Source organism: Pseudomonas sp. MF08875 (assembly GCF_059862525.1).
The window spans coordinates 76,957-95,935 of the sequence record NZ_JCBCUW010000024.1; the positions used below are offsets into that span (position 1 = coordinate 76,957).

At 61.3% G+C, this 18,979-nt stretch carries 11 protein-coding genes and 1 pseudogene; 5 read left to right on the forward strand and 7 right to left on the reverse strand.

The annotated features are described in order from the left end of the window. The first annotated feature begins 4 nt into the window (after nucleotides 1–4). The 3 genes from AC19YT_RS15805 to AC19YT_RS15815 all read left to right on the forward strand — a co-directional run bounded on the left by AC19YT_RS15805 (nucleotide 5) and on the right by AC19YT_RS15815 (nucleotide 1,616). Entirely contained in the window at nucleotides 5–343 is a 339-nt protein-coding gene (locus AC19YT_RS15805) for a hypothetical protein (RefSeq protein WP_500610583.1), read from the forward strand. 163 nt (nucleotides 344–506) lie between these two features. Continuing rightward, nucleotides 507–803: a hypothetical protein gene (locus AC19YT_RS15810; protein ID WP_500610584.1), complete on the forward strand. Its 297-nt coding sequence runs from the start codon at nucleotides 507–509 to the stop codon at nucleotides 801–803. A 96-nt stretch (nucleotides 804–899) separates the two neighbouring features. Beyond that, a complete protein-coding gene (locus AC19YT_RS15815; protein ID WP_500610585.1) occupies nucleotides 900–1,616 on the forward strand; it encodes a hypothetical protein in 717 nt (238 codons plus the stop codon). A gap of 34 nt (nucleotides 1,617–1,650) precedes the next feature. Here the strand turns inward: AC19YT_RS15815 and AC19YT_RS15820 are convergent. The 5 genes and pseudogenes from AC19YT_RS15820 to AC19YT_RS15840 form a co-directional block, all read right to left on the reverse strand. Further along, a pseudogene (locus tag AC19YT_RS15820) lies at nucleotides 1,651–2,738 on the reverse strand (IS3 family transposase). A gap of 348 nt (nucleotides 2,739–3,086) precedes the next feature. Beyond that, nucleotides 3,087–13,379, reverse strand: coding sequence for an autotransporter-associated beta strand repeat-containing protein (locus tag AC19YT_RS15825; RefSeq protein WP_500610586.1), 10,293 nt, complete (start codon nucleotides 13,377–13,379; stop codon nucleotides 3,087–3,089). A 241-nt stretch (nucleotides 13,380–13,620) separates the two neighbouring features. Next, a complete protein-coding gene (locus tag AC19YT_RS15830) occupies nucleotides 13,621–14,565 on the reverse strand; it encodes a peptidylprolyl isomerase (RefSeq protein WP_095109813.1) in 945 nt (314 codons plus the stop codon). After that, nucleotides 14,562–15,023, reverse strand: a complete 462-nt coding sequence (locus AC19YT_RS15835) for a YbjN domain-containing protein (protein ID WP_500610587.1) — start codon at nucleotides 15,021–15,023, stop codon at nucleotides 14,562–14,564. Before AC19YT_RS15835 ends, AC19YT_RS15830 begins: the two co-directional genes overlap by 4 nt. A 124-nt stretch (nucleotides 15,024–15,147) precedes the next feature. Next, a complete protein-coding gene (locus AC19YT_RS15840; protein WP_500610588.1) occupies nucleotides 15,148–15,513 on the reverse strand; it encodes a hypothetical protein in 366 nt (121 codons plus the stop codon). Nucleotides 15,514–15,679: 166 nt separating this feature from the next. Between AC19YT_RS15840 and AC19YT_RS15845 the strand changes: the two genes are divergently transcribed. Further along, nucleotides 15,680–16,528 (forward strand): GNAT family N-acetyltransferase, encoded by an 849-nt coding sequence (locus AC19YT_RS15845; RefSeq protein WP_500610589.1) that lies wholly within the window; start codon nucleotides 15,680–15,682, stop codon nucleotides 16,526–16,528. Here AC19YT_RS15845 and AC19YT_RS15850 read toward each other — a convergent pair. Further along, complete coding sequence (locus tag AC19YT_RS15850) at nucleotides 16,509–16,970, reverse strand: anti-virulence regulator CigR family protein (RefSeq protein WP_500610590.1); 462 nt, start codon at nucleotides 16,968–16,970, stop codon at nucleotides 16,509–16,511. The genes AC19YT_RS15845 and AC19YT_RS15850 overlap by 20 nt on opposite strands. 525 nt (nucleotides 16,971–17,495) lie before the next feature. On the opposite strand from AC19YT_RS15850, the gene AC19YT_RS15855 reads away from it, so the two are divergent. Then, a complete protein-coding gene (locus AC19YT_RS15855; RefSeq protein WP_500610591.1) occupies nucleotides 17,496–17,969 on the forward strand; it encodes a GNAT family N-acetyltransferase in 474 nt (157 codons plus the stop codon). A 216-nt stretch (nucleotides 17,970–18,185) separates the two neighbouring features. Here the strand turns inward: AC19YT_RS15855 and AC19YT_RS15860 are convergent, their stop codons facing one another. Continuing rightward, nucleotides 18,186–18,863 (reverse strand): DUF6708 domain-containing protein, encoded by a 678-nt coding sequence (locus AC19YT_RS15860; RefSeq protein ID WP_500610596.1) that lies wholly within the window; start codon nucleotides 18,861–18,863, stop codon nucleotides 18,186–18,188. Nucleotides 18,864–18,979: the final 116 nt, after the last annotated feature.

Below are 18,979 nucleotides of genomic sequence, written 5' to 3' on the forward strand. Positions count from 1 at the left end.
AAGAATGAAACTTGACGAAATTGAGCAGTTTGCATTGAGGCAACTCTTCAGTGCAGATGACACGTCAGGTCAGGTGACGCCAGCATTTCGTTACCAAGTAAAAGAGCGAAGGATTACCGAGGCGGGGTTCTTCTCCATATTGAAATACCTTCAACCGTCAGTGCATATTCAGCCATTGCAAGAGGTAAGCAAGTCTTTTAGTCACCCTCGATTGAAAAGAGGGGGGATGTTTGTTTGCTGGGTTGAGCATGATTTGACACTTTGTCTGGAAGGCGTCGCAAAGAACAGAAACTGGCCTCCTGAACTTATACCCAAAGCATTGCAGGTACCTAATAGAAATTGAGTTTTCTACATAGCACTTGTGTGAACTTTCGATGCACGCAAGGGCTTCTCTATGTCTGTTTTAGGCGCACATTCGTCTGGAGCTTATCGTCGTCGCAGCCGTGAAGACCTGAGTTAGACACGTATGTGTTCTGTTCTCGAGCGTTCTCTATCAGAGTCAACTCATGTATGACAGCCAGGAGCTCCAGTTCATCAACGGTACGCCGTCCCGCATTCTGCTGGTTATCGAGCCGCGATCCAGCGAGTTTTGGATCGAGAGCGGCGCCACCGTGCGCGTGTTGGTAAGGGGTACGTCAACAACACCGAGGCTAGATGTCGAATACCTCAGTGGTGGACTGGTCATGTATGCCAGCGGCAGCGGTCAGGTAGAGGTTTACCAAAATGGCCGTCGCTTGGCCCAATACAAGCGTACCCGGAATATGGCGAAGAAATTGGTTTGTAAGGTTGTGGCATCAAATTGAAGGCCGGGCATTCATAACACGATGCATCTTCAGGTTGTCCGTTTTTGAAGACCCGGCGATGGTCATCAATGTTGAGTGGGCGACCATCGGATGCCCATGATTAAAAAAGGCTTTGGCACCTCACCGTCTTGCCCCAGCATCCTGTCTTGGAGAGTCAACGTGGTCAGCTTGGCATTTGGTCTGATGAATCGCTTCAATTACGCCAGAAAGTTCACACTGATTCTGGCGATCTTCATGTTGCCACTCCTGACATTAGCCGTGGGCAAATTAGACTCGCTACATGAGCGATATGCTGATGCGCGCCGGGAGCTCAACGGTTTGAATGGATTGCGCCAATACTTAACCGTCTACTTCAAGGCTGCGCAACTAGCGAGCATGTATCCGGCAGCTATGGTCAAGGGTGATGTTGGAGCCCGTGAGCAGTGGCAAAGCACCAACCAGGCGTTCTCACAGATCAGGGATACCTTTCTGGGCGAGCTCAAAGCTAGCGGGCACTCGCAACCACAGCCGGACAGCCTGACATTCAAACCCGAGTTGGAGAGATTCACCGGTCAAGGCATAGAACAGCTTTACAGCATCGAGATGGGGCCGGTGCTGGCCTTGGGCGGGGCGATGAAGGAGGTCGCAGTAGACTCTGGGTCTCATGCAGGATTACGACCCGCAGGTCTATCGCCATATGGAGACAGTTTTCACCCGTCTATCACCACTCCATGCAACCCTCAGCCAGAGCTCGAGCTATTCTGGTTATGTCACGGCCTTCGGCTATTTAAATTCAGACTCCAAGAATGCCTTCCTCAGCCAGGTCGACGGTAATCCCTCCATTTTTAGTACTCGCTAGAAGTAGACGTCAGGCCACGAGGGCCAACTTCTGTTTGGGGGTGATTCCTCCAAGGGCCATATTTGGCCGTTCGTGATTGTATGTCCAGATCCATCGCGTGGCGTGCTCTTGCACCTCGGCGATGGACTCGAACAGGTAATGCCCCAGCCAGTCGTAACGTACTGTACGGTTGTAGCGTTCGACATAGGCGTTCTGTTGCGGATTGCCGGGCTGGATATGTTCTAGCCGGATGCCATGCTTCTCTGCCCACAGCATAAGCTTGCTGCTGATGTATTCCGGGCCGTTGTCACTGCGAATCGACTGGGGCTTGCCACGCCATTCGATCATTTGATCCAGCGCACGCACAACCCGCTCTGCTGGCTGTGACAGGTCGATATCCATGGCCAAGGCTTCGCGATTGAAGTCGTCGATCAGGTTGAACAGGCGCAAGCTGCGACCGTCGGCCAGTTGGTCGTGCATGAAGTCCATCGACCAGCAGTGGTTGATCGCCTCCGGTACCGCCAGAGGCTCAGGCTTCTTCCGAACGATGCGTTTACGCGGCTTGATCCGCAGGTTCAGCTCCAGTTCCCGATAGATCCGGTACACCCGCTTGTGATTCCAGCGGTGACCTTTCACGTTGCGCAGCTACAGGAAGCACAGACCGAACCCCCAGTTGCGCTGATTGTGCGTAAGCCGGATCAGGTGATCGGCTATTTCAGCATTTTCCGAAGACAGCCCAGGTTGGTAGCGATAGCAGGTAATGCTGATGCCAAAAACCAAGCACGCCCGTTTAATGCTGACCCGGCCTGAGCGAACCGCGTGCTGGGCCATCTCTCGCTGCCGAGATGGCTTCACCACTTTTTTGCCATGGCCTCCTGAATGATTTCGGCCTTCAGGCGCTCCTCGGCATACATCTTCTTGAGACGACGGTTTTCGTCTTCCAACTCGCGCAGCCGAGTCATCAACGAGGCGTCCATGCCGCCGAACTTGGCGCGTCACTTGTAGAAGGTCGCCGAGCTGATGCCATGCTCACGGCACAGCTCAGGGACTGGGCTGCCGGCTTCGGCCTGCTTGAGGATGGCGATGATCTGGCTATCCGAAAAACGCGATGTCTTCACGCAAAATTTCCTTGATCCGATTAGGGGAAAATTCTACTTCTGACGAGCACTGATTTCAGGGGGGATTACCCGACAGGCTCGCGTTACGAACCTGTGTCGTAAGAAATAGATTCGGCGCATACAAGGGAACGCCGGACTTTCGATCAATCACCAAGCAGTGACGCTCACCTGACTGCATGACGAAAGACCGTACGCGAAGATCAAACATTGGCGCCTCTTTTTTACAAGCCCTCTAGGTGACAAATAAAAAAGTAGACACGAAATAACTAGACGTCAAAGAAAAACAAAAAGGCCCTGAAGAAACAGGGCCTTAGCTCGCAAAATTGACAGATATGTCTGTGGTAGATTCTAGAAGCCCATACTGAAGCTCACGGTCACCGCATGATCCCGGTTATCACTGGACAACTGCCCCGAGTAACCCAGACCCACCTTGCCCGCTGCTCCGACACTCACATCCAGACCCGCTTCGACCACCGCGGCATCCTTGGCGATGGGTACGCCCTGGGTGCTGAACGCAGCGCCGCCGTCGACGAAGCGCAGGTCCGCATCCGGGTGGGTGTCGCCGAAGGCATGCCGCCAGCCGAGGCTGCCGCGTGGCGTAACTGTGGTGCCATTATCCAGGGCGAACTGCTTACCCATGCGCAGGCCAACGGTGGTGAAGGTCGCGTCCTGTTTTGAACTGGCCTGCAGCGCCCCTGCCCCGCCTTTCTCCCGCGCGGTGTCGCTGTCGTAATTGACGTAGGCGATGCCCGCGAACGGCTCCAACGCCACGCCAGCGGCCTCAACGGCGTACCCCACTTCCCCGAACACCTGCGCGGTGCCGGCCTTGTACTTGGCTTTGAGCTCTTGGCTGTTGCCACCCACGCCAGCATGACGCTTGCTGTCGATGTCGTGCCAGCTGTAGCCGACGCCCATGCGTGCGGCGAAGGCATCGAGTTGGTAGTTGAGGTAGCTCGCCAGGTGGTAGCTGTCGATCGACGCGTCGGCGTTGCGCTTGCTCGCATCGAGGCTGGTCTTGGTGTAACCGGCGGCGATACCCGCACGCCATTCATCGCTCAGGTTGTTGTCAAAACCCAGCATGAAGCCGGACAGGTCGCGGTCGACGCTGGCAACCCCTTGGCCGCCGTCGTTGCTGGCCCAGCCGCCCAGGGCAGTGATCCAGCCCACGCCTTGGCCCTGGCAGCCGCTGCTGCTCTGCTGCCCGCTGGTGGGGGCCAGCACGCTGCGCGGGTCGCCATTGCCGCAGTCGCCCTGGCGCATGCGGTCGTTGACCGTGTTACGCACATAACGCGAATCCTCCAGCAATACGCTGGTGGTGCTGGCATGGATCTCACCGGACAGGCTGTCGAACGCAGCCTGCGCCGAGGCGCGGTCCATGGTGGTGATGGCACTGCGCAGGCTGGCCGGTGCGGCAGCCGAATCCAGGGCGGCGGCGACGCCACGCTGGTTGTCGCTCAGGGCGACGTCGGCGAACGCGGTATTGTTGCGTGCCATCGACAGGGTGACGTCATGGGCGCCGTAGCGCAGCGAGGTGTCGATGAAGGCCAGTTTCGAGGCAATGCCCAGGCTGGCGATGTTGTCGCTGTCGAACTTGCCGCTGATGCCGCCGTCGGCGGTCAGCAGGGTGTAGGAGGTATCACCGGTATAGGGCGCCGCCGCGAACACATTCAACGTACCGGCCAGCTTAGCGGTGCCGCCCACGGCCAGGTGGCTCGTCGGCAGCGGGGTCAGGTTGATGTTCAGGGCACCGTCGCTGGCGTTAGTGAAATCGCCGCTGACCGTCAGGTTACCGTTCGCGCCAGGCTGCACGATGCCGTGGTTGATAACGCTGTTGACCGTACCGGTACCGGTGAGGCCAGCACCGCCAGCGACAACGACGTTGGCAGCCAGCGTATTGCCGATCGGCGCGGCGAACAGGGCAAAGCGGGCAAACGAGGTGGCTGGGGCGCTGGCGGCGGTTTCACCCACCTGCAGCACGCCTTCCTGGATCACGAAGTCGCCACTGAAGCTGTGGTCGCCGTTGAACAACAGCGTGCCGGCGCCGCGCTTGAAGGCCGAACCGGTGCCGCTCAGGTTGCCGCCGAACGTGCCGTTGACGTCCTGCTGGAAGACCAGGCTGGCGTTGTCGACGATGTCGCCTTGCAGGCTGACGGTGTTGCCCATCAGCACACCGCCACTGACGGTGGTGCCACCGCTGTAGGTGTTGGCGCCCGACAGCACCAAGGTACCGCCGTCGAGTTTATTGATACCGCCGCTACCGACCAGTCGCGCAGCAATCAGGGCGGAGGTGTCACCAGCTACACGCACGCTGGCCAGGCTGCCGTCGGCGGCATTGACCGCCTCCAGAGCGCTGCCCGCATTACCGACCAACTGGTAGCCGCCGCTAAGGAACTGGATACCCGAGAAGGAGCGCTGGCCCTCGAGGGTGACGGTACCGCTCTGGCCGCCGAAGACCGCGAACTGGCCACCGCTCCAACCGTTGGCGTTCTTGCCGGTGGAGTTGGTCCAGTTGGTGTTCGCCCCCCACACACCGTCGCCACCGGAGATAGTGCCGTCGGCATGGGTCTTGGAACCGTTCCAGAACAGCAGGTCGCCGTCGCCTTCGTCGACCACCAGGTTGACCTGGTTGGCCAACGCGGTTTGCAAGGTCATCTGCGAGGCCAGGAAGTTGGCCGGCAGATTGCCCAGGGTCAGGCCGTTGTCGCTCAGGCTGCCGCCGTAGCGGAACAGTTGGTACACACCGATGCCGAAGCCTGAGGCATTGCTGATGTTGAGGATGCCGTCCAGGGTCAGGTTGCCGTTGACTTTCACCAGTGTGGTCGGCGTGTCCGGCGCACCGAGAGCGAAGTTCAGGTTGCTCGCCGAGGCCAGCGACAGGCCGCCGACGGTCAGCGGTGCAGTGGCACTGGCGACATTCAGGGTGGCGCCATCGGCCAGGCTGACCTGGCCGGTGAGCGTGCCGCTGCCCGCGAGGCTGGCGCCGCTGGCGACCTGGACGTTGGCGCTGGCGAAGGTGCCGTTGACGGTCAGGCCGCCGGCATTGACTGCGGTGTTGCCGGTGTAGGTGCTGTTGCCGGTGAGCAGCAACTGGCCGCTGCCGTTCTTGATGAGCGCGCCGTTGCCGCTGAGCACGCCGCTCAGGCTCAGGTCGTGGCTACCGGTGAGGGTCAGTTGTTGCGAGATGGCGATGGCGTTGCCCACTTGCAACGCGGCACTGGTGTCCAGATGGGTGTTGCCGAGGATGGCCAGCGCGCCAGTGCCCAGTGCGGCGTTGTGGCCGAGGGTCAGGCTGCCGGCGTTGAGCAACGTACCGCCCTGGTAGCTGTTGCTACCGCTCAGGGTCAGGTGGGTGTTGCCGTTCTTCGCCAGGGCGCCCGCGCCGCTGATGTTGCCGGCCAGGCTCAGGTCGTTGCTGCCCGCGAGGATCAGGCCGCCGTTCAGCACCATGGCATTGCCGAGGCTGATCGCGCGGTTGCTGTCCAGGGTAGTCAGATCCGCCGTGGTCAGGGTGCCACTGCCCAGGGCCGTGTTGCTGCCCAGGACCAGGGTGCCGCCACTGAGCTGGGTGCCGCCGCTGTAGCTGTTGTTGCCATTGAGCACCAGGGTGCCGGCTTCAAGTTTGTTCAGGGTGGCGCTGCCGCTCAGGTTCACATCCACCGTGGCGGTTTGGCCGCTGCCCACGCGCACCCCGGCAAACCCGGTGGAGGCGTTTATCAGGTTCAACTGGCCCGCGTTGCCCGCGACCAGGCTGTAGCCATCGCTGGCGAACTGTAGGCCAGTGGCGGTCTGGGTGCCCTCGACCGTGACGGTGCCCGCCGCGCCCTGGAACACCGCGAAGCCGTTGTTCCAGTTCTGGTTGAAGTTGCCGCTGGCGTTGGTCCAGTTGTTGGTCGCCCCGCCCCAGGTACCGCTACCGCCCGCCACGTTGCCGGGGCCTGTTCCGGTGCCGTCCCAGAACAGCACGCTGCCCGCCGCGCCGCCGACCAACAGGTTGACCTGATTAGTGACGCTGGTTTGCACCTCCAGGTCGCCTGCCACCAGACCGCCCGGGATCGTGCCGATTGCCAGGCCGTTGTCAGTCAGGCTGCCGGTGTAGTCGATCAGGCGGTAAACGCCCAGGCCGAAGCCGCCCACGTCAGTGACGTTGAGCTTGCCGTCCAGCACCAGGTTACCGTTGACCTTGAGCAGCCCTGCATCGCCCGCGACGGCGGCGCCGAGGAAGGCATCGAGGTTGGAGCCGTTGTTGAGGGCCAAGGCGCCGGTGGTCAGGGTGTTGCTGTGCAAAAGCTGCACGTGGCCACCATCGGCGATGGTCACGGCGCCGTTGACGCTGCCCTTGCCACCGAGGGTGGCGCCATTGGCGACGGCCAGCGAAGACGTGGTCAGCGCACCGTGAGCGTACAGGCTGCCCGAGGAGACAGTGGTAGCGCCATTGATGTTGCTGACGCCGGCCAGCGCCACGAGGCCGGAGGCGATGTTCAGGCTGCCAGTCCCGGTGAGGCTGCCGTAATAGGTGCCGTTGCGCAGGGTCAGGACGCTGTTGTTGTAGAGCTGGACGGTGCCCTGCCCGCTGAGTACGTGCAAGGTGCTGTCGGCACCGACGCCCAGCATGGCGCCCGTGCCTACGCTGACCTGCGGGGCATTGGTGCCATTGCTGCCCAACAGGTTGAGGCGGCCACCGTCGATCTGGTACGCGCCAAAGAAGTTGCTGTTGCCGGTCAGGTCGAGGGTGCTGGTGCCTTGCTTGACCAGGGTGCCGTTACCGATCAGCGCGCCACTGAGGGTCAAGTCATGGTTGCCGGCCAGGGTCAAGCGGGAGCCGGCGTTGACGCCGAGATTGATGGCGTTGCCCAACGTCATTGCAGCGCTGGTATCGAGGCTGGTCACGCCAGCGACCGTCAGCTGGCCGGTGCCCAGGGCGGCGCTGTTACCCAGCACCAGCGTGCCGGCGTTGAGGGTGGTGCCCATGTAGTTGTTGGCCTGGTTCAGGGTCAGCGTGCCGCTGCCGTTCTTCACCAACGCGCCATTGCCAAGGACCAGACCGTTCAGTACGAGGTCATGGCTGCCGCCCAGTGTCAACGCGCCATCGAGGTGCAGATCATTAATCAGGCTGAGCGCCGTGAGGGTGTCCAGGGTAGTGCCGGCGGCCGTCGTCAGGCTGCCGGAACCCAGCGCATCATTGTTGCCCACCACCAGGGTGCCCGCGCTCAGGCGGGTTCCGCCGCTGTAGGTATTGGCGCTGTTGAGCACCAGGGTGCCGCTGTCCAGCTTGTTCAGGAGGCCGTTGCCGGTGAGGTTGACGTCGAGGGTGGCGGTCTTGCCGCTGTCAACACGAACCGCGGTGTAGCCACTGATCCCGTTGGTCAGTTGCAACTGGCCCGCACTGCCGCCGGCCAGGGTGTAGTCGTTGATGAATTGCAACCCGCTGACGCTTTGGGTGCCGTCAACGGTGACAGTGCCCGCCGCGCCTTGGAACACCGCGAAGGTGCTGTTCCAGGCTTGGTTGAGCCCGGCGTGGGTGGTGGTCCAGTTGCTGTTGGTGCTGTTCCAGGTGCCGTTGCCGCCTTCGACGATGCTGTTGCCAGCCAACTGGCTGCCGTCCCAGAAGCGGATATCGGCGGCGCCGCCGACTACCAGGTTGATCTGGTTGGCGACGCTGGTCTGCAGCTCCAGCTCGTTGCGCGGAACGCCACCCGGCAACGCGCCGAAGCCCAGACCGTTGTCAGTCAACAGGCCGCCGTAATCGAACAGGCGGTACACGCCAATGCCGAAACCGCCGGCGTCGGTGATGTTGAGCGTGCCGTCCAGGGTCAGGTCTGTGGTGACGTTAGCCAGCCCTGCCGCGCCCGGCGTAGCCGAGCCAAGGGCGACGTCGAGGTTAGAGCTGTCGTTGAGTACCAGCGAACCGAGCGTCAGCACTGAACCGCCGGCCAGGTTGAGGTGGCCACCGTTGGCCACGGTCACTGCCCCCCCCAGCGCGCCGCTGCCGGCCAGGGCTGCACCATTCTCGACCCAGACACTGCCGTTGCCCAGGTTGCCATCGACCCGCAAAGTGCCACCGGCAACGGTGGTCGCCCCGGCCAGATGGCTGGTGCCGCTGAGCAGCAGCGTGCCGCTGCCGTTCTTGTAAAGGTCGCCGTTACCGCTCAGGGCGCCACTGAACGTGCCCTCATCAACCCGCAATTGGCCAGCATCGAGCTGAACGCTGCCAGCGCCGTTGAGCTGGCCGGTGGCAGCCCCCGCGACCAATTGCAAGGTAGCGCCGGAAGCGACATTGATCGCACTCGGCTCGCCCAGCGTGATGGCCGTGCTGCTGACCAGGCGACCGCCATCGACGTTGTAAGTACCGTAGAAGCCGTTGCCGCCGTTAAGGGTCAGGGTGCCAGTGCCGGCCTTGGTCAGGCTGCCCATCCCGGTGACGGAACCGTCCAGGGTCAGGTTGTCGCTGCCCTGCACGGTCAGGTCACCGCTGATGGTGACGTCGTTACCCACCGTCAAGGCGCTGGCGCTTTCCAGCGCGGCGCTCCCGGCGACATCCAGTCGGCCATGGCCCAGTGCACCAGCATTACCCAGCACCAAGGTGCCGGCGTTCAACGTGGTGTTGCCCTGGTACAGGTTGGTGCCGCTCAAGGTCAGCTTGCCACTGCCCTCCTTGACCAGCCCGGCGGCGCCGGACACCACACCGTTGAGGGTGAGATCGTTGCCGCCGCTCACGGTGAGTTCGCTGCCGAGCGTGACGGCATTGCTGAGTGCGATGTTCGCAGCCGCTTGCAGGGTGGACGCCCCGCCCACCACCAGGCTGGCGTTGCCCAGCGATGTGTCCTGGCCCAGGCGCAAGGTGCCTTGGTTCAACGTGACCGTACCGGTCAGGCTATTGGCGCCGGCCAGGTTCAGCGTGCTGGCGCCGTCTTTAATCAGGTTACCGGAGCCCACCACCATGCCGGTCAGGGACAGGTCCTGGGTGCCGAGGACAGTCAGGTTGCCGCTGAAAAGCACGTTGTTGCCAACCGACACGCCGGGCAAGCGGCTGTCGAGCGTGGTGTTGTTGGCCGTATTCAACGCTCCCGAACCCAGGGCGGTGCTGCTGCCCAGTACCAGGCCACCGGCATTGAGCCAGGTGTTACCCAGTTGAGCGTTATTACCATTGAGCTCCAGGTTGCCGGTGCCGATCTTGACCAGGCCGCCGGCGCCACTGACCACACCATTGAGGGCCAGGCGGGTGGTCCCTTCGGCCGCAATATTGGACACGCCGGTGAGCGCCACATCGTTGCTCAACTGCACATCGCTGTTGTCGGCGCGCAGGGTGGTGCCGGAGGCGAGTCTCAAGGCGCTGCTACCCAGAGCGCTGTCGTGACGCAGCACCAGGGTGCCGGCGCTGAGGGTGGTGCCACCGCTGTAGCTGTTGCTACCGGCGAGGATCAGGGTCCCGGCACCGCTTTTCTGCAGCTTGCCGGTGCCGCTGAGGGGGGCCTCGATCCGAGCAGCGACATTGCTATCGACCGTCACGACCGCTGCGCCACCGGTGCCGTTGACCAGGTTCAAGCCGCCTGCCGTGCCTGCGATCAACCCGTAGCCATCGCTCTTGAACTGCAGGGCGCTGACGTTCTGGGTGCCTTCGATGAACACGGTGCCCGAGGCCGCCTGGAACACCGCCGAAACGCCTTTCCACACATCGTTACTGGCGCCGGTGGACTTGGTCCAGTTGGTGTTGGCTGTGTGCCAGATGCCGCTGCCACCGTCGACACTGCCGTTGGCGAGCGAGGTGTTGCCGTCCCAATACTGGGTACTCAGGGCTGGGGAATTGACGACGATGTTGGCCGTCTTGGCCACAGAGTCCAGCGACAGGGTGATCTGCCCCAGCACCACATCCGCGGGGAAGATACCTGGGTTGGCGCCGCCGTAGACAAGAGAGCCGGTGTAGTTGAACAGGCGGTAGATACCGTTGGCCAAGCCACCGACATCGCTGAAGTTAAAGGTGCTGTTGCTGATCGTCACGTTGCCGGTGACGTTGAGCATCGGTGTAGCGATGGTCGGCGTGCCCAGCCCGATATCCAGGTTGCTGCCGCTGGCGAGGGTCAGCGAGCCGGTATTGAGCGTGCTGGCGCTGGTGACGGCCAAATGGCCGCCATTATTGATGGTTACGCCGCCCACGAGCGTACCGCTGCCGCCGAGCGTCGCGCCGTTGCCCACGGTGACCAGGTTGCTGGCCAGCTTGCCGGTGGAGGCAATGTTCAACCGGCCGGCACTGACCGTCGTATTGCCGGTGAAGGCATTGAGGCCTTCCAGGGTCAGGGTGCCGGTCCCGACCTTGTTCAGGTTGCCCGCGCCGCTGAGTACACCGGAGAAGGTCGAACTGGCGTTGCCGGCGCCCACCGTGAACAGGCTACCGGAGGCGAGGTTCACCTCACCGCTGCCACCCAAGCTGTTGATGCTGCTGCTGGCCATCATGGACACGGTGGCACCGCTGCCCACGAGCAGGTCCGGGTTGTTGCCCAGGGCGTTGGCGACCGCGGCGTTGACGGTACCCTGGCGCACGTCCAGCAAACCGCTGAAGCTATTGCCCATGAACAGCATGAGTTCATCGGTCCCGGTCTTGGCCAGGGTGCCGCTGCCGCTGATCTGCCCCAATTGAATCACTTGGACATTGTTGGCGAACTCGAGTGTCACCCCGCTGTTGATGGCAATCGGAGTGCTCATCACCTGAGCCGCGTTATACGCCAAGCGGCTGTCGCCGGTGACGGTCACGGCGCCGCTGCCCAGGGCACCGGAGTTGGTGGCCACCGTCAGGGTGCCGCCGTTGAGCTCGATACCGCCCTGGAAATTGTTGGTGCCGGCCAGGGTCAGGTTGCCTTGCCCGGTCTTGATGAGTTTGTTGGCCGCGCCGCCGCTGATGTTACCGTTGAGGCGCAGTGCGTTATCGCCGCTGACCGTCAGGTTGCTGTTGAGGGCGACCGCGTTGTTCAGCACCACCGACGCAGTGCTGCCCAGGTTGGCTGCGCCGGAAACGGTCAACATGCCGCTGCCCAGTGCGGCGTTGTTGCCGACCAGCAGGGTGCCGGCGCTTAGGGTGGTGCCACCGCCGTAGGTGTTGGTACCGGAAAGAACCAGCGTGCCCGCCCCATCCTTATTGACCACGGCAGTGCCGTCACCCTGCAGCGTACCGCTCAGGGCCAGGGTGCTGTTGCCCCCGAAGCTCACGGTGCCCGCCACGTTAAAGTTGTTGCTCAGGGTCGAGGCGCTGCCGGAGTCGATCCGAGTGCCGTTGGCGGCGCTGACGGCGCCTGTGCCTAAGGCCTCGCTGCTGCCGATAACGAGCGAACCGGCGTTAAGCAGCGTGTTGCCGGTGTAGGTGTTGCTACCGTTGAGGCGCAGCGCACCGGTGCCGTTCTTGGTCAAGGGCGAGGTGCTGTTACCCGAGATCACCCCGGCAAGGGTGATGTTATTGCTGCCGCTCACGGTCAGGCCGTGAATGCCTGAGAGGAAGTTCACCCCCAGGTTGATGTCGTTGGCCAGGATCAGCGTGGAGGGCGTGTGGGACATGAGGGTCGCGCCATTGGCGTTGATGTGGCTGGTGCCAAACACCGCGCCATTATTCACCGACAGCACGCCGCCGCTCAGGCTGGTACTGGTGCTGGCGCCGGTGAGCAGCGCGCCGCTTACCGTCCAAGTACCGCTTTGCACCAGCAGGTTGCTGAAGTTGAGGTAACCCGCCGACGAGATGTTGCCACTGCCCGCGCTACCAAAACCGCCACCCACGGCATTCTGCAGCGCCAAGGTGTTGGAGCCACCGGCGCCGCCATCGACCATCCCGGGGGCGACGAACACCAGGTCCGGGTTGGAGGCGACGGTCACGGCGCTGGCGCCGAAGACACCGCCGCTGTGCAGCGACGAGCCAGTGACGGCGTTGAAGCGGTTGTTGCCACCACCGGCGCCCATGGACAGGCTGCCCACCAGCGAGCCAGTGTTGGTGAAGACGTTGCCCTCGGCCGAGGCCTGAAAAGCAACCCGGCCATAGAGTTGGTTGGTGTTGGTCATCTCGACCTGAGCACCGCCGTAGACCGCCACGTTGGGCATGTCGGCCACTTCCAGCGTCGCCCCGAGGATCGGGTCGGAGAAAATGGTGCCGTTGTTGACGAGGGTCACCTTGCCGCCCGCGCCGGCCTGAACATCCAGCGCCATGCCCTTGAGGTCGAAAATGGAGGGGCCCAGGTTGGCACCGGTGCCGGAAATCCAGCCGGTGGAGTTGTTGGTGATCGAGATGTTCTGGGCATTGCTGTTGCCCACTTTCAGGCCAGTGGTCAGCTGGCTCTGCTGCCCGCTGTTGGAGGGGTAGATCTGGCCGCTGTTGACGAGGGTGTTGTTGCTGCCGGTGAGCTGGATCACCGGGCTGCCGCTGCCGCTGGAACTGACAATGGCGCTGGGAATAATGTTGACCGTCAGATTGCTGGCAGAACTGTCGAAATCCTGCTGATCTATCGCGGTGCAGGTGACGGTAACCCCGTTGGTGGGAACGCCGGGGGTGCAGGCGGCGAGCACATCCGCGCTGCTGAAGCTGGCCAGCAGCCCCGCGGCCGCCAGGCTGATCGACAGCGACAAGGGGGTGCGAGCGGTGCGCGGCACTGCAGTTCTACGTCTGTCCACAACAACTCCTTATGTGGATCAGACTCATCCCTCCTGGCGACGTAGCAGCACTACGCGAGCGATTAACGGGCCTGACCTTGGCATGCTAATAAAATAGTGGCTTTTTTACATCAATGTGCCATTACTTGGCTAGAGGGGCACGCGTGTTTTTGTGCCCCCTGCGCAGGCCACGCAGTTTGCAAGCGCTGAACGCCTGGATACGGGCTCAGGCAAAGCCTGTGGCCGAGGTGTATGCAGCGCCTCAGCGTTGCCCTTCGAGCACCTGATTGAGCGCCGCACCGTCGATACTCAAAGTACCGCTGTTGAGCACCCCGTCCACATACGCCTTGGCAAGCTGTTCCTGGCGCTGCGCCCGGAGCGCCTCACGCAACTGGCCACGCACGTCATCGAAACTGGCCACACGCGCTGGCTGGGCCTCGGTCAATTTGATGATGTGAAACCCCAACGAACTGCGCAGCGGCTCGCTCACCTCCCCCACCTTGAGCTTGGGCACGACACCGCGGGCTTCCGGCAACAATTGCGCCAAGGGTTGCGGCCCGATATCTCCGCCGCGGGCCGCGCTGCCCTGGTCTTGCGAATAGGTGCGCGCCAACTCGGCGAAATCGGCACCCGCCGCGTGGGCGCGCTTGCTCAACGCCAGAGCCTGGTCGCGCACGCTGTCTGCTGCCTGCTCGTCGGGCACACTCAGGAAGATCTGGCTCAGACGGTAAACCGCCGGTACCTGCACAGAAGCCTTGCTGGCCTCATAGGCTTGCTCAAGTTCCGCCTCGCTCGGGTAGCTCTGCGGTACTTGGGTCATCGAGCTCAAATAGCTGCGTAGCACGATCTGCTCAACGGCCGCACGGGTCTGCGCCTGGACTTCAGGGCGCTGCGACCACCCCTTGGCCTCGGCTTGCTGGTACAACGCCTTTTCTGCCAGACGAGCGCGCAGCCAGGTTTCCAGGGCCGCACGGTCGCCCCGCAATTGTTGCTGCGACGCCGCGGGCAACTGCTCCAACAGCGCTTTTACATCCTTGGCGTCTACCTGGAGATCCCCCAGCCGCGCCACGGCTTCACTGCCCGCTGCATTCACCGCAGGCATGGCATCGGCAGTCGATGTCACCTCGCCAGAACGCAGCCCCAGCGCAACGGCCACCACCAGCACGGCCAACGCCCCCGCGCCGGCCAGAACAACGCGACGACTCACGAAGCCGTTACCGCTTCGTTCGGTACCGCGCCAGTCGCATTGCGGCTGTAGTCACGCAGGTACACCACCACTTCCTGCAACAACCGATCCCACAGCACCAGGCTGCCGAGCAGGTTTTTAGGGCTGACACCGTCAGCAACCACCACATCCATTTCCATCACCAAAAACGCGCCCTGTACCGAGAGCCGAGCAAAACGACGCGAGGCGTTCCACTGATTGGCCAGGCCTTGAGGCAACTCACCCTGAATATGCAGGGCACAGCTGTAGATGAAGTCCAGATAACGCCCGGATTCCTGCCCTTGATTACCAAAGCGCACCGCGAAACCGATACCCTGGCTGGCGGTGAGTAATTGCTCCACACCGTTCTGCTCGCCGCGGGTCACTCGGCAACCGGCGTCTTGCAACAAGCTGGTCAGCGAATCAGCGGTGACGAAGTCGATCAATTCGGTAGAGCTCATCCAGTGCTTTCCTTGTGAAGTGGCGCGTTTAAAAAACGCAATTTGTAGCACATTGATATCATGCTGTGCAGGGGGGGGTATCCGTTCTATCTACCTGCCGAAGATTAACTATCAAGACGGCACGCTATGGCGCCGTCGCTCGCCTGAACTCTTCTCGGCTCGGCATCGTCCAGTCCGACGCTGTTTTTTCATGGATCGGATCATCGTTAGAAGCGCCACCGTAGGTGAACATCAGCAAGTAAAAGCCGAACGCCGTGGCCGCTAAAGCGGCTCTGCCCATGGGGTTCGCATCTTTGGCTAAACCACCCGGCCCAAGCCCGACCCAGCCTCCTCGCAAGTAAGCAAAGACCGCCTGGACAAACCATCCATGCACCGCCACCGCACCAATGAAATTGCGTCCATCCCCGGCAAAGCGCACAAAAGCGTTTACCAGCGAGGCCGCGATCATCAGCGCCAGTAATAAATACCGATAGCGTTTCAAGAACGCCAAGACACTACTTTCCACCCCCATAAAACTTTATTCCCCTTCATAGCCATCACTGGCACACAAGCAAAACCCGATATTGAGGCACCGTCCCAACTAGTACGGACCTGGGCACAAGCGTATGGTCTGCTCTTATTGCTCGTTAAGTTGCGCTGAACAAAGGAATGCACGAATGGATGTTGCCCTGGCTCTTGACATTGAGGCCGCCGAAAGAGAGTACCTGAGCTCAAGAGTCGAGAACCTCACTCGGCTGGATGGAAACCCTTATGGCGCAAGCGTTTTCTTCAATGCAAACGTGCCGTGCTTCCATGTGAAAGCAACGCCTAGCCCAATGTTCAACCGGATCTATGCCGACATCACGGGCGACTCCCAAACCCTGTTGAACTTGCTCAAGCAATCCGCGCACTACTGCCCAGTCACCCCGCTGATCGCGAAGCCCTCCGAACTGACTCCATCCACTCAAATAGCAGGGCGGCGCCTTGAGCGTTTGAAAGGCTGGACTCATTTGCAATTGGCCTGTGCCATCGACAGCGCGGCAGTGAATCATCACCCCTTCGAGATTGAGGAGGTCACGCCACAGACTCTTGCGCAATTCGCCCGTATTCATGCCGGTGGTTTCCATACCAAACCGCAACAGCGCTTATTGAATCAAGCTTCCTTTGCAGGGTTTGCGTCGAGCGAACGGGCGAAGATCTACGTGCTTAACGTTGATGGAGACGTCGTGGCAGGCGCATTGATGTTTTTGGCCAGTAACGGCATCGCTTACCTTGGGACGGCCGCCACGCGCAAGGACGCCCGGGGACTTGGCTATCATGCAGCGCTGATAACTCACCGGATAAAGCAGGCCAAAAAGCATGGCAGCCGTATGATCGCCGCCACCGCCCTGGCCAACTCGCAAAGCCGGCGGAACCTACAACGAGCTGGCCTGACGGTATCCCACGCTCAAGGGCTGTATCGCTTGGCAGATAACAGACCTTCAACCGCAGTAGCCGCAATGCCCTTCAATCAAAGGCCCCACTGAGCACCTCGTATATAAGGCCAGTGGCCAGGGTGACCAGGATCAGATCGGTGCCCGCCTGCTGCCATTCATACCCGTCGTAATGGGGCAGCCTGCCCAGCAACCGTCCATCCAGCTTCTTGGCAATACCTGGCGGGAGCGGTTTACCCCGTGCCAGGTTCTTTTGGATACCGGGTGGCAACGACGGGCCGGGCGTCCAGTAGTCGCGATAACCTCCCAGCACACCCAGCACGCTGCCTCGATCAACGCTGGGGCCATGGCTGCGTTCGCCCGGGCCGGTTTTTTTTCCTTTGTTCCCCGAGTTGTCATGGCCTTGGCCGCTTTGAGCGGCATGTTTGGTATTGCCCTGGCCTTTGCCGTTGCCAGGGTCTGCCAGCGCGCAAGCGGACCCCAATGCCAAAGCCATACAGGTCACGGCGACTGCAAACGAGGATGATCTGAACATGAGCTAACTCTCAGGCAGTGAACGGTCCCTGGAATGTAGCCGGTATTAGCCCCTTGGGTGACAGCAGATGAGACTTAAGTGTACGGCTGCCCGCGACGTGGTGGCACCAGATGCCTTTCACCCACCCCCATGGCCAGCCACACAGGGCTCACACTCAACAACCGCGCCATTTCATCCAGCCGTTGGCGCGGCAACCCCCGGGCAAACCAGTTCGTCAAGCACTGGGGGCTAATGCCCACGAACTCGGAAAACGCCATCGGAGAAATCCCTAACTCCCCCAACAACGCCCGTAAACGCCGCCCCGAAGCTCGCTGGTTGCGACGCTGAACCGCCGGCGACACTTGCGTGTCCTCATGCAGATACCTTCCCTTGACCATCGTGCCACTCCTTTTATCGCCCTCGAGGTGATCCACAAGACTATAAACAGCAGCGACTTATCGCGAAGCCTTGAAGGATCGCGATCAGCACAAAAGGAACAAGCCTACACTTCACATCCCAATAACCTACAGACAAGAGCCATGATCGATGCCTGTAAAATTTGCACCTCATCGTGCTGCGCCCCTACCTGCCGCTACGAACTGGCTGATCCGCCAGGCACTGCCCGACGACGTGCCTGCACTGATCGCCATGGACAGCTATGCGGCGGCCCACGCCAGCCGTCGCGCCTTTATCGACGATGCTGTCATTGGCCGGCACTGCCTGGTAGCCGTCACCGCGGGCCAGCACGTGGGCTACCTGGTGCTGACCCATGATTTTTTCGGCCACGGCTTTGTGGCGCTGGTGGTTGTGGCCGAGGCACACCAACGTCAGGGCGCGGCACTGGGTTTGCTGGCGGCGGCCGAAGCCGCGTGCACCACACCCAAGCTGTTTACTTCATGCAATGCGTCCAACAGCGCGTCGCAGGCCCTGATGGTAAAGGCAGGTTTTGTGCCGAGCGGGCGAATCGAGAATCTTGACGAACAAGACCCTGAGCTCGTGTACGTCAAGTTCATAGGGTGATCGGGAGTTCGCCCAGGCCTTACGCCTGCGCAGCCTGACGAAAAGGCTATCCACGGCGCACAGGTGTCGGTGCAGGGTTCGCCTCCAGACAGGAACTGCTGCTGATGTTCGTGGACTTCGACGTATAGGGGTTGTTCGGGGCGCAGATCAGCGCTGCGCTCTTGGTCTTTCTCGGGATGGCATTGGGCTTCATCGGCCTTTGCGCTGGACATGCCACTACACATCGCCGTGGTCCTGGGGCCGAGCCGCCGGCCGCCATCCTTTGCGTTCTGGCATAGGCGTATCGATACGCTCTTTCAAGGTATTGGCCCGCAAGTGGGCGCCGATGACGGGACCAAAGTCCTCCGCTGTCGTGAGTTTGGGGATCGGCTTGCCGGGTTGCCCTGCTTCTTGAATTTCCTTGGGCCAGCGAGGCGCCCAGCACAGCAGTAAAGAAATCCAATGGCACAGCGCGTGCAGAAGAATAAGGGGAGAAAGCAAAGTCCCCGTAACCACCGCGGCGATCTTTCCGCCGTTGCGCCAGAAGCCGGACATGAAACGAAGAGTGGCCCGGATAGGCTCGATGGGGGTGGGGCTTAGAGGCAATAACCTTTTAGGTTTGGGCACGGCTTGCGGCCCCTCCTCCATATAGCGGCGGATGAATTCCCAGAAACCAACCAGTTCATCATTGCCATGCATGGGGCGGCCTAACATTAGAACTTCGTCATAACCTGCGCCCGTGTGTTCCGACATAAAGGCGAGTAAGAGAAAGCCCCCGATGCCCATAAAATCTGGGTCCTCCGGATTGATGACAGGGATTACGGCCTCCCAAGGCAATGTGACAATACCGCCGGCATAATCCGGGCGATTAACGTAGACTTGGCGCGTTTTACGGTTGAAACGGGGCGGTTGCAGGAGCTGAGTGCAACACGGTTATTGAATTGAAGCGGGCGCATCGTGCCGCATAGTCATGGCGTTCTGCATCACCTCGCCCATCATTTCGATCGGACATTTGAAATCGAAGCGTTTAC

Bases quoted from the DNA above. Each gene is read 5' to 3' on its own strand.
- AC19YT_RS15805 (WP_500610583.1), top strand. From the start codon at position 5: ATGAAACTTGACGAAATTGAGCAGTTTGCATTGAGGCAACTCTTCAGT.
- AC19YT_RS15845 (WP_500610589.1), top strand. From the start codon at position 15,680: ATGGATGTTGCCCTGGCTCTTGACATTGAGGCCGCCGAAAGAGAGTAC.
- AC19YT_RS15850 (WP_500610590.1), bottom strand. From the start codon at position 16,970: ATGTTCAGATCATCCTCGTTTGCAGTCGCCGTGACCTGTATGGCTTTG.
- AC19YT_RS15815 (WP_500610585.1), top strand. From the start codon at position 900: ATGATTAAAAAAGGCTTTGGCACCTCACCGTCTTGCCCCAGCATCCTG.
- AC19YT_RS15810 (WP_500610584.1), top strand. From the start codon at position 507: ATGTATGACAGCCAGGAGCTCCAGTTCATCAACGGTACGCCGTCCCGC.
- AC19YT_RS15835 (WP_500610587.1), bottom strand. From the start codon at position 15,023: ATGAGCTCTACCGAATTGATCGACTTCGTCACCGCTGATTCGCTGACC.
- AC19YT_RS15855 (WP_500610591.1), top strand. From the start codon at position 17,496: ATGCCTGTAAAATTTGCACCTCATCGTGCTGCGCCCCTACCTGCCGCT.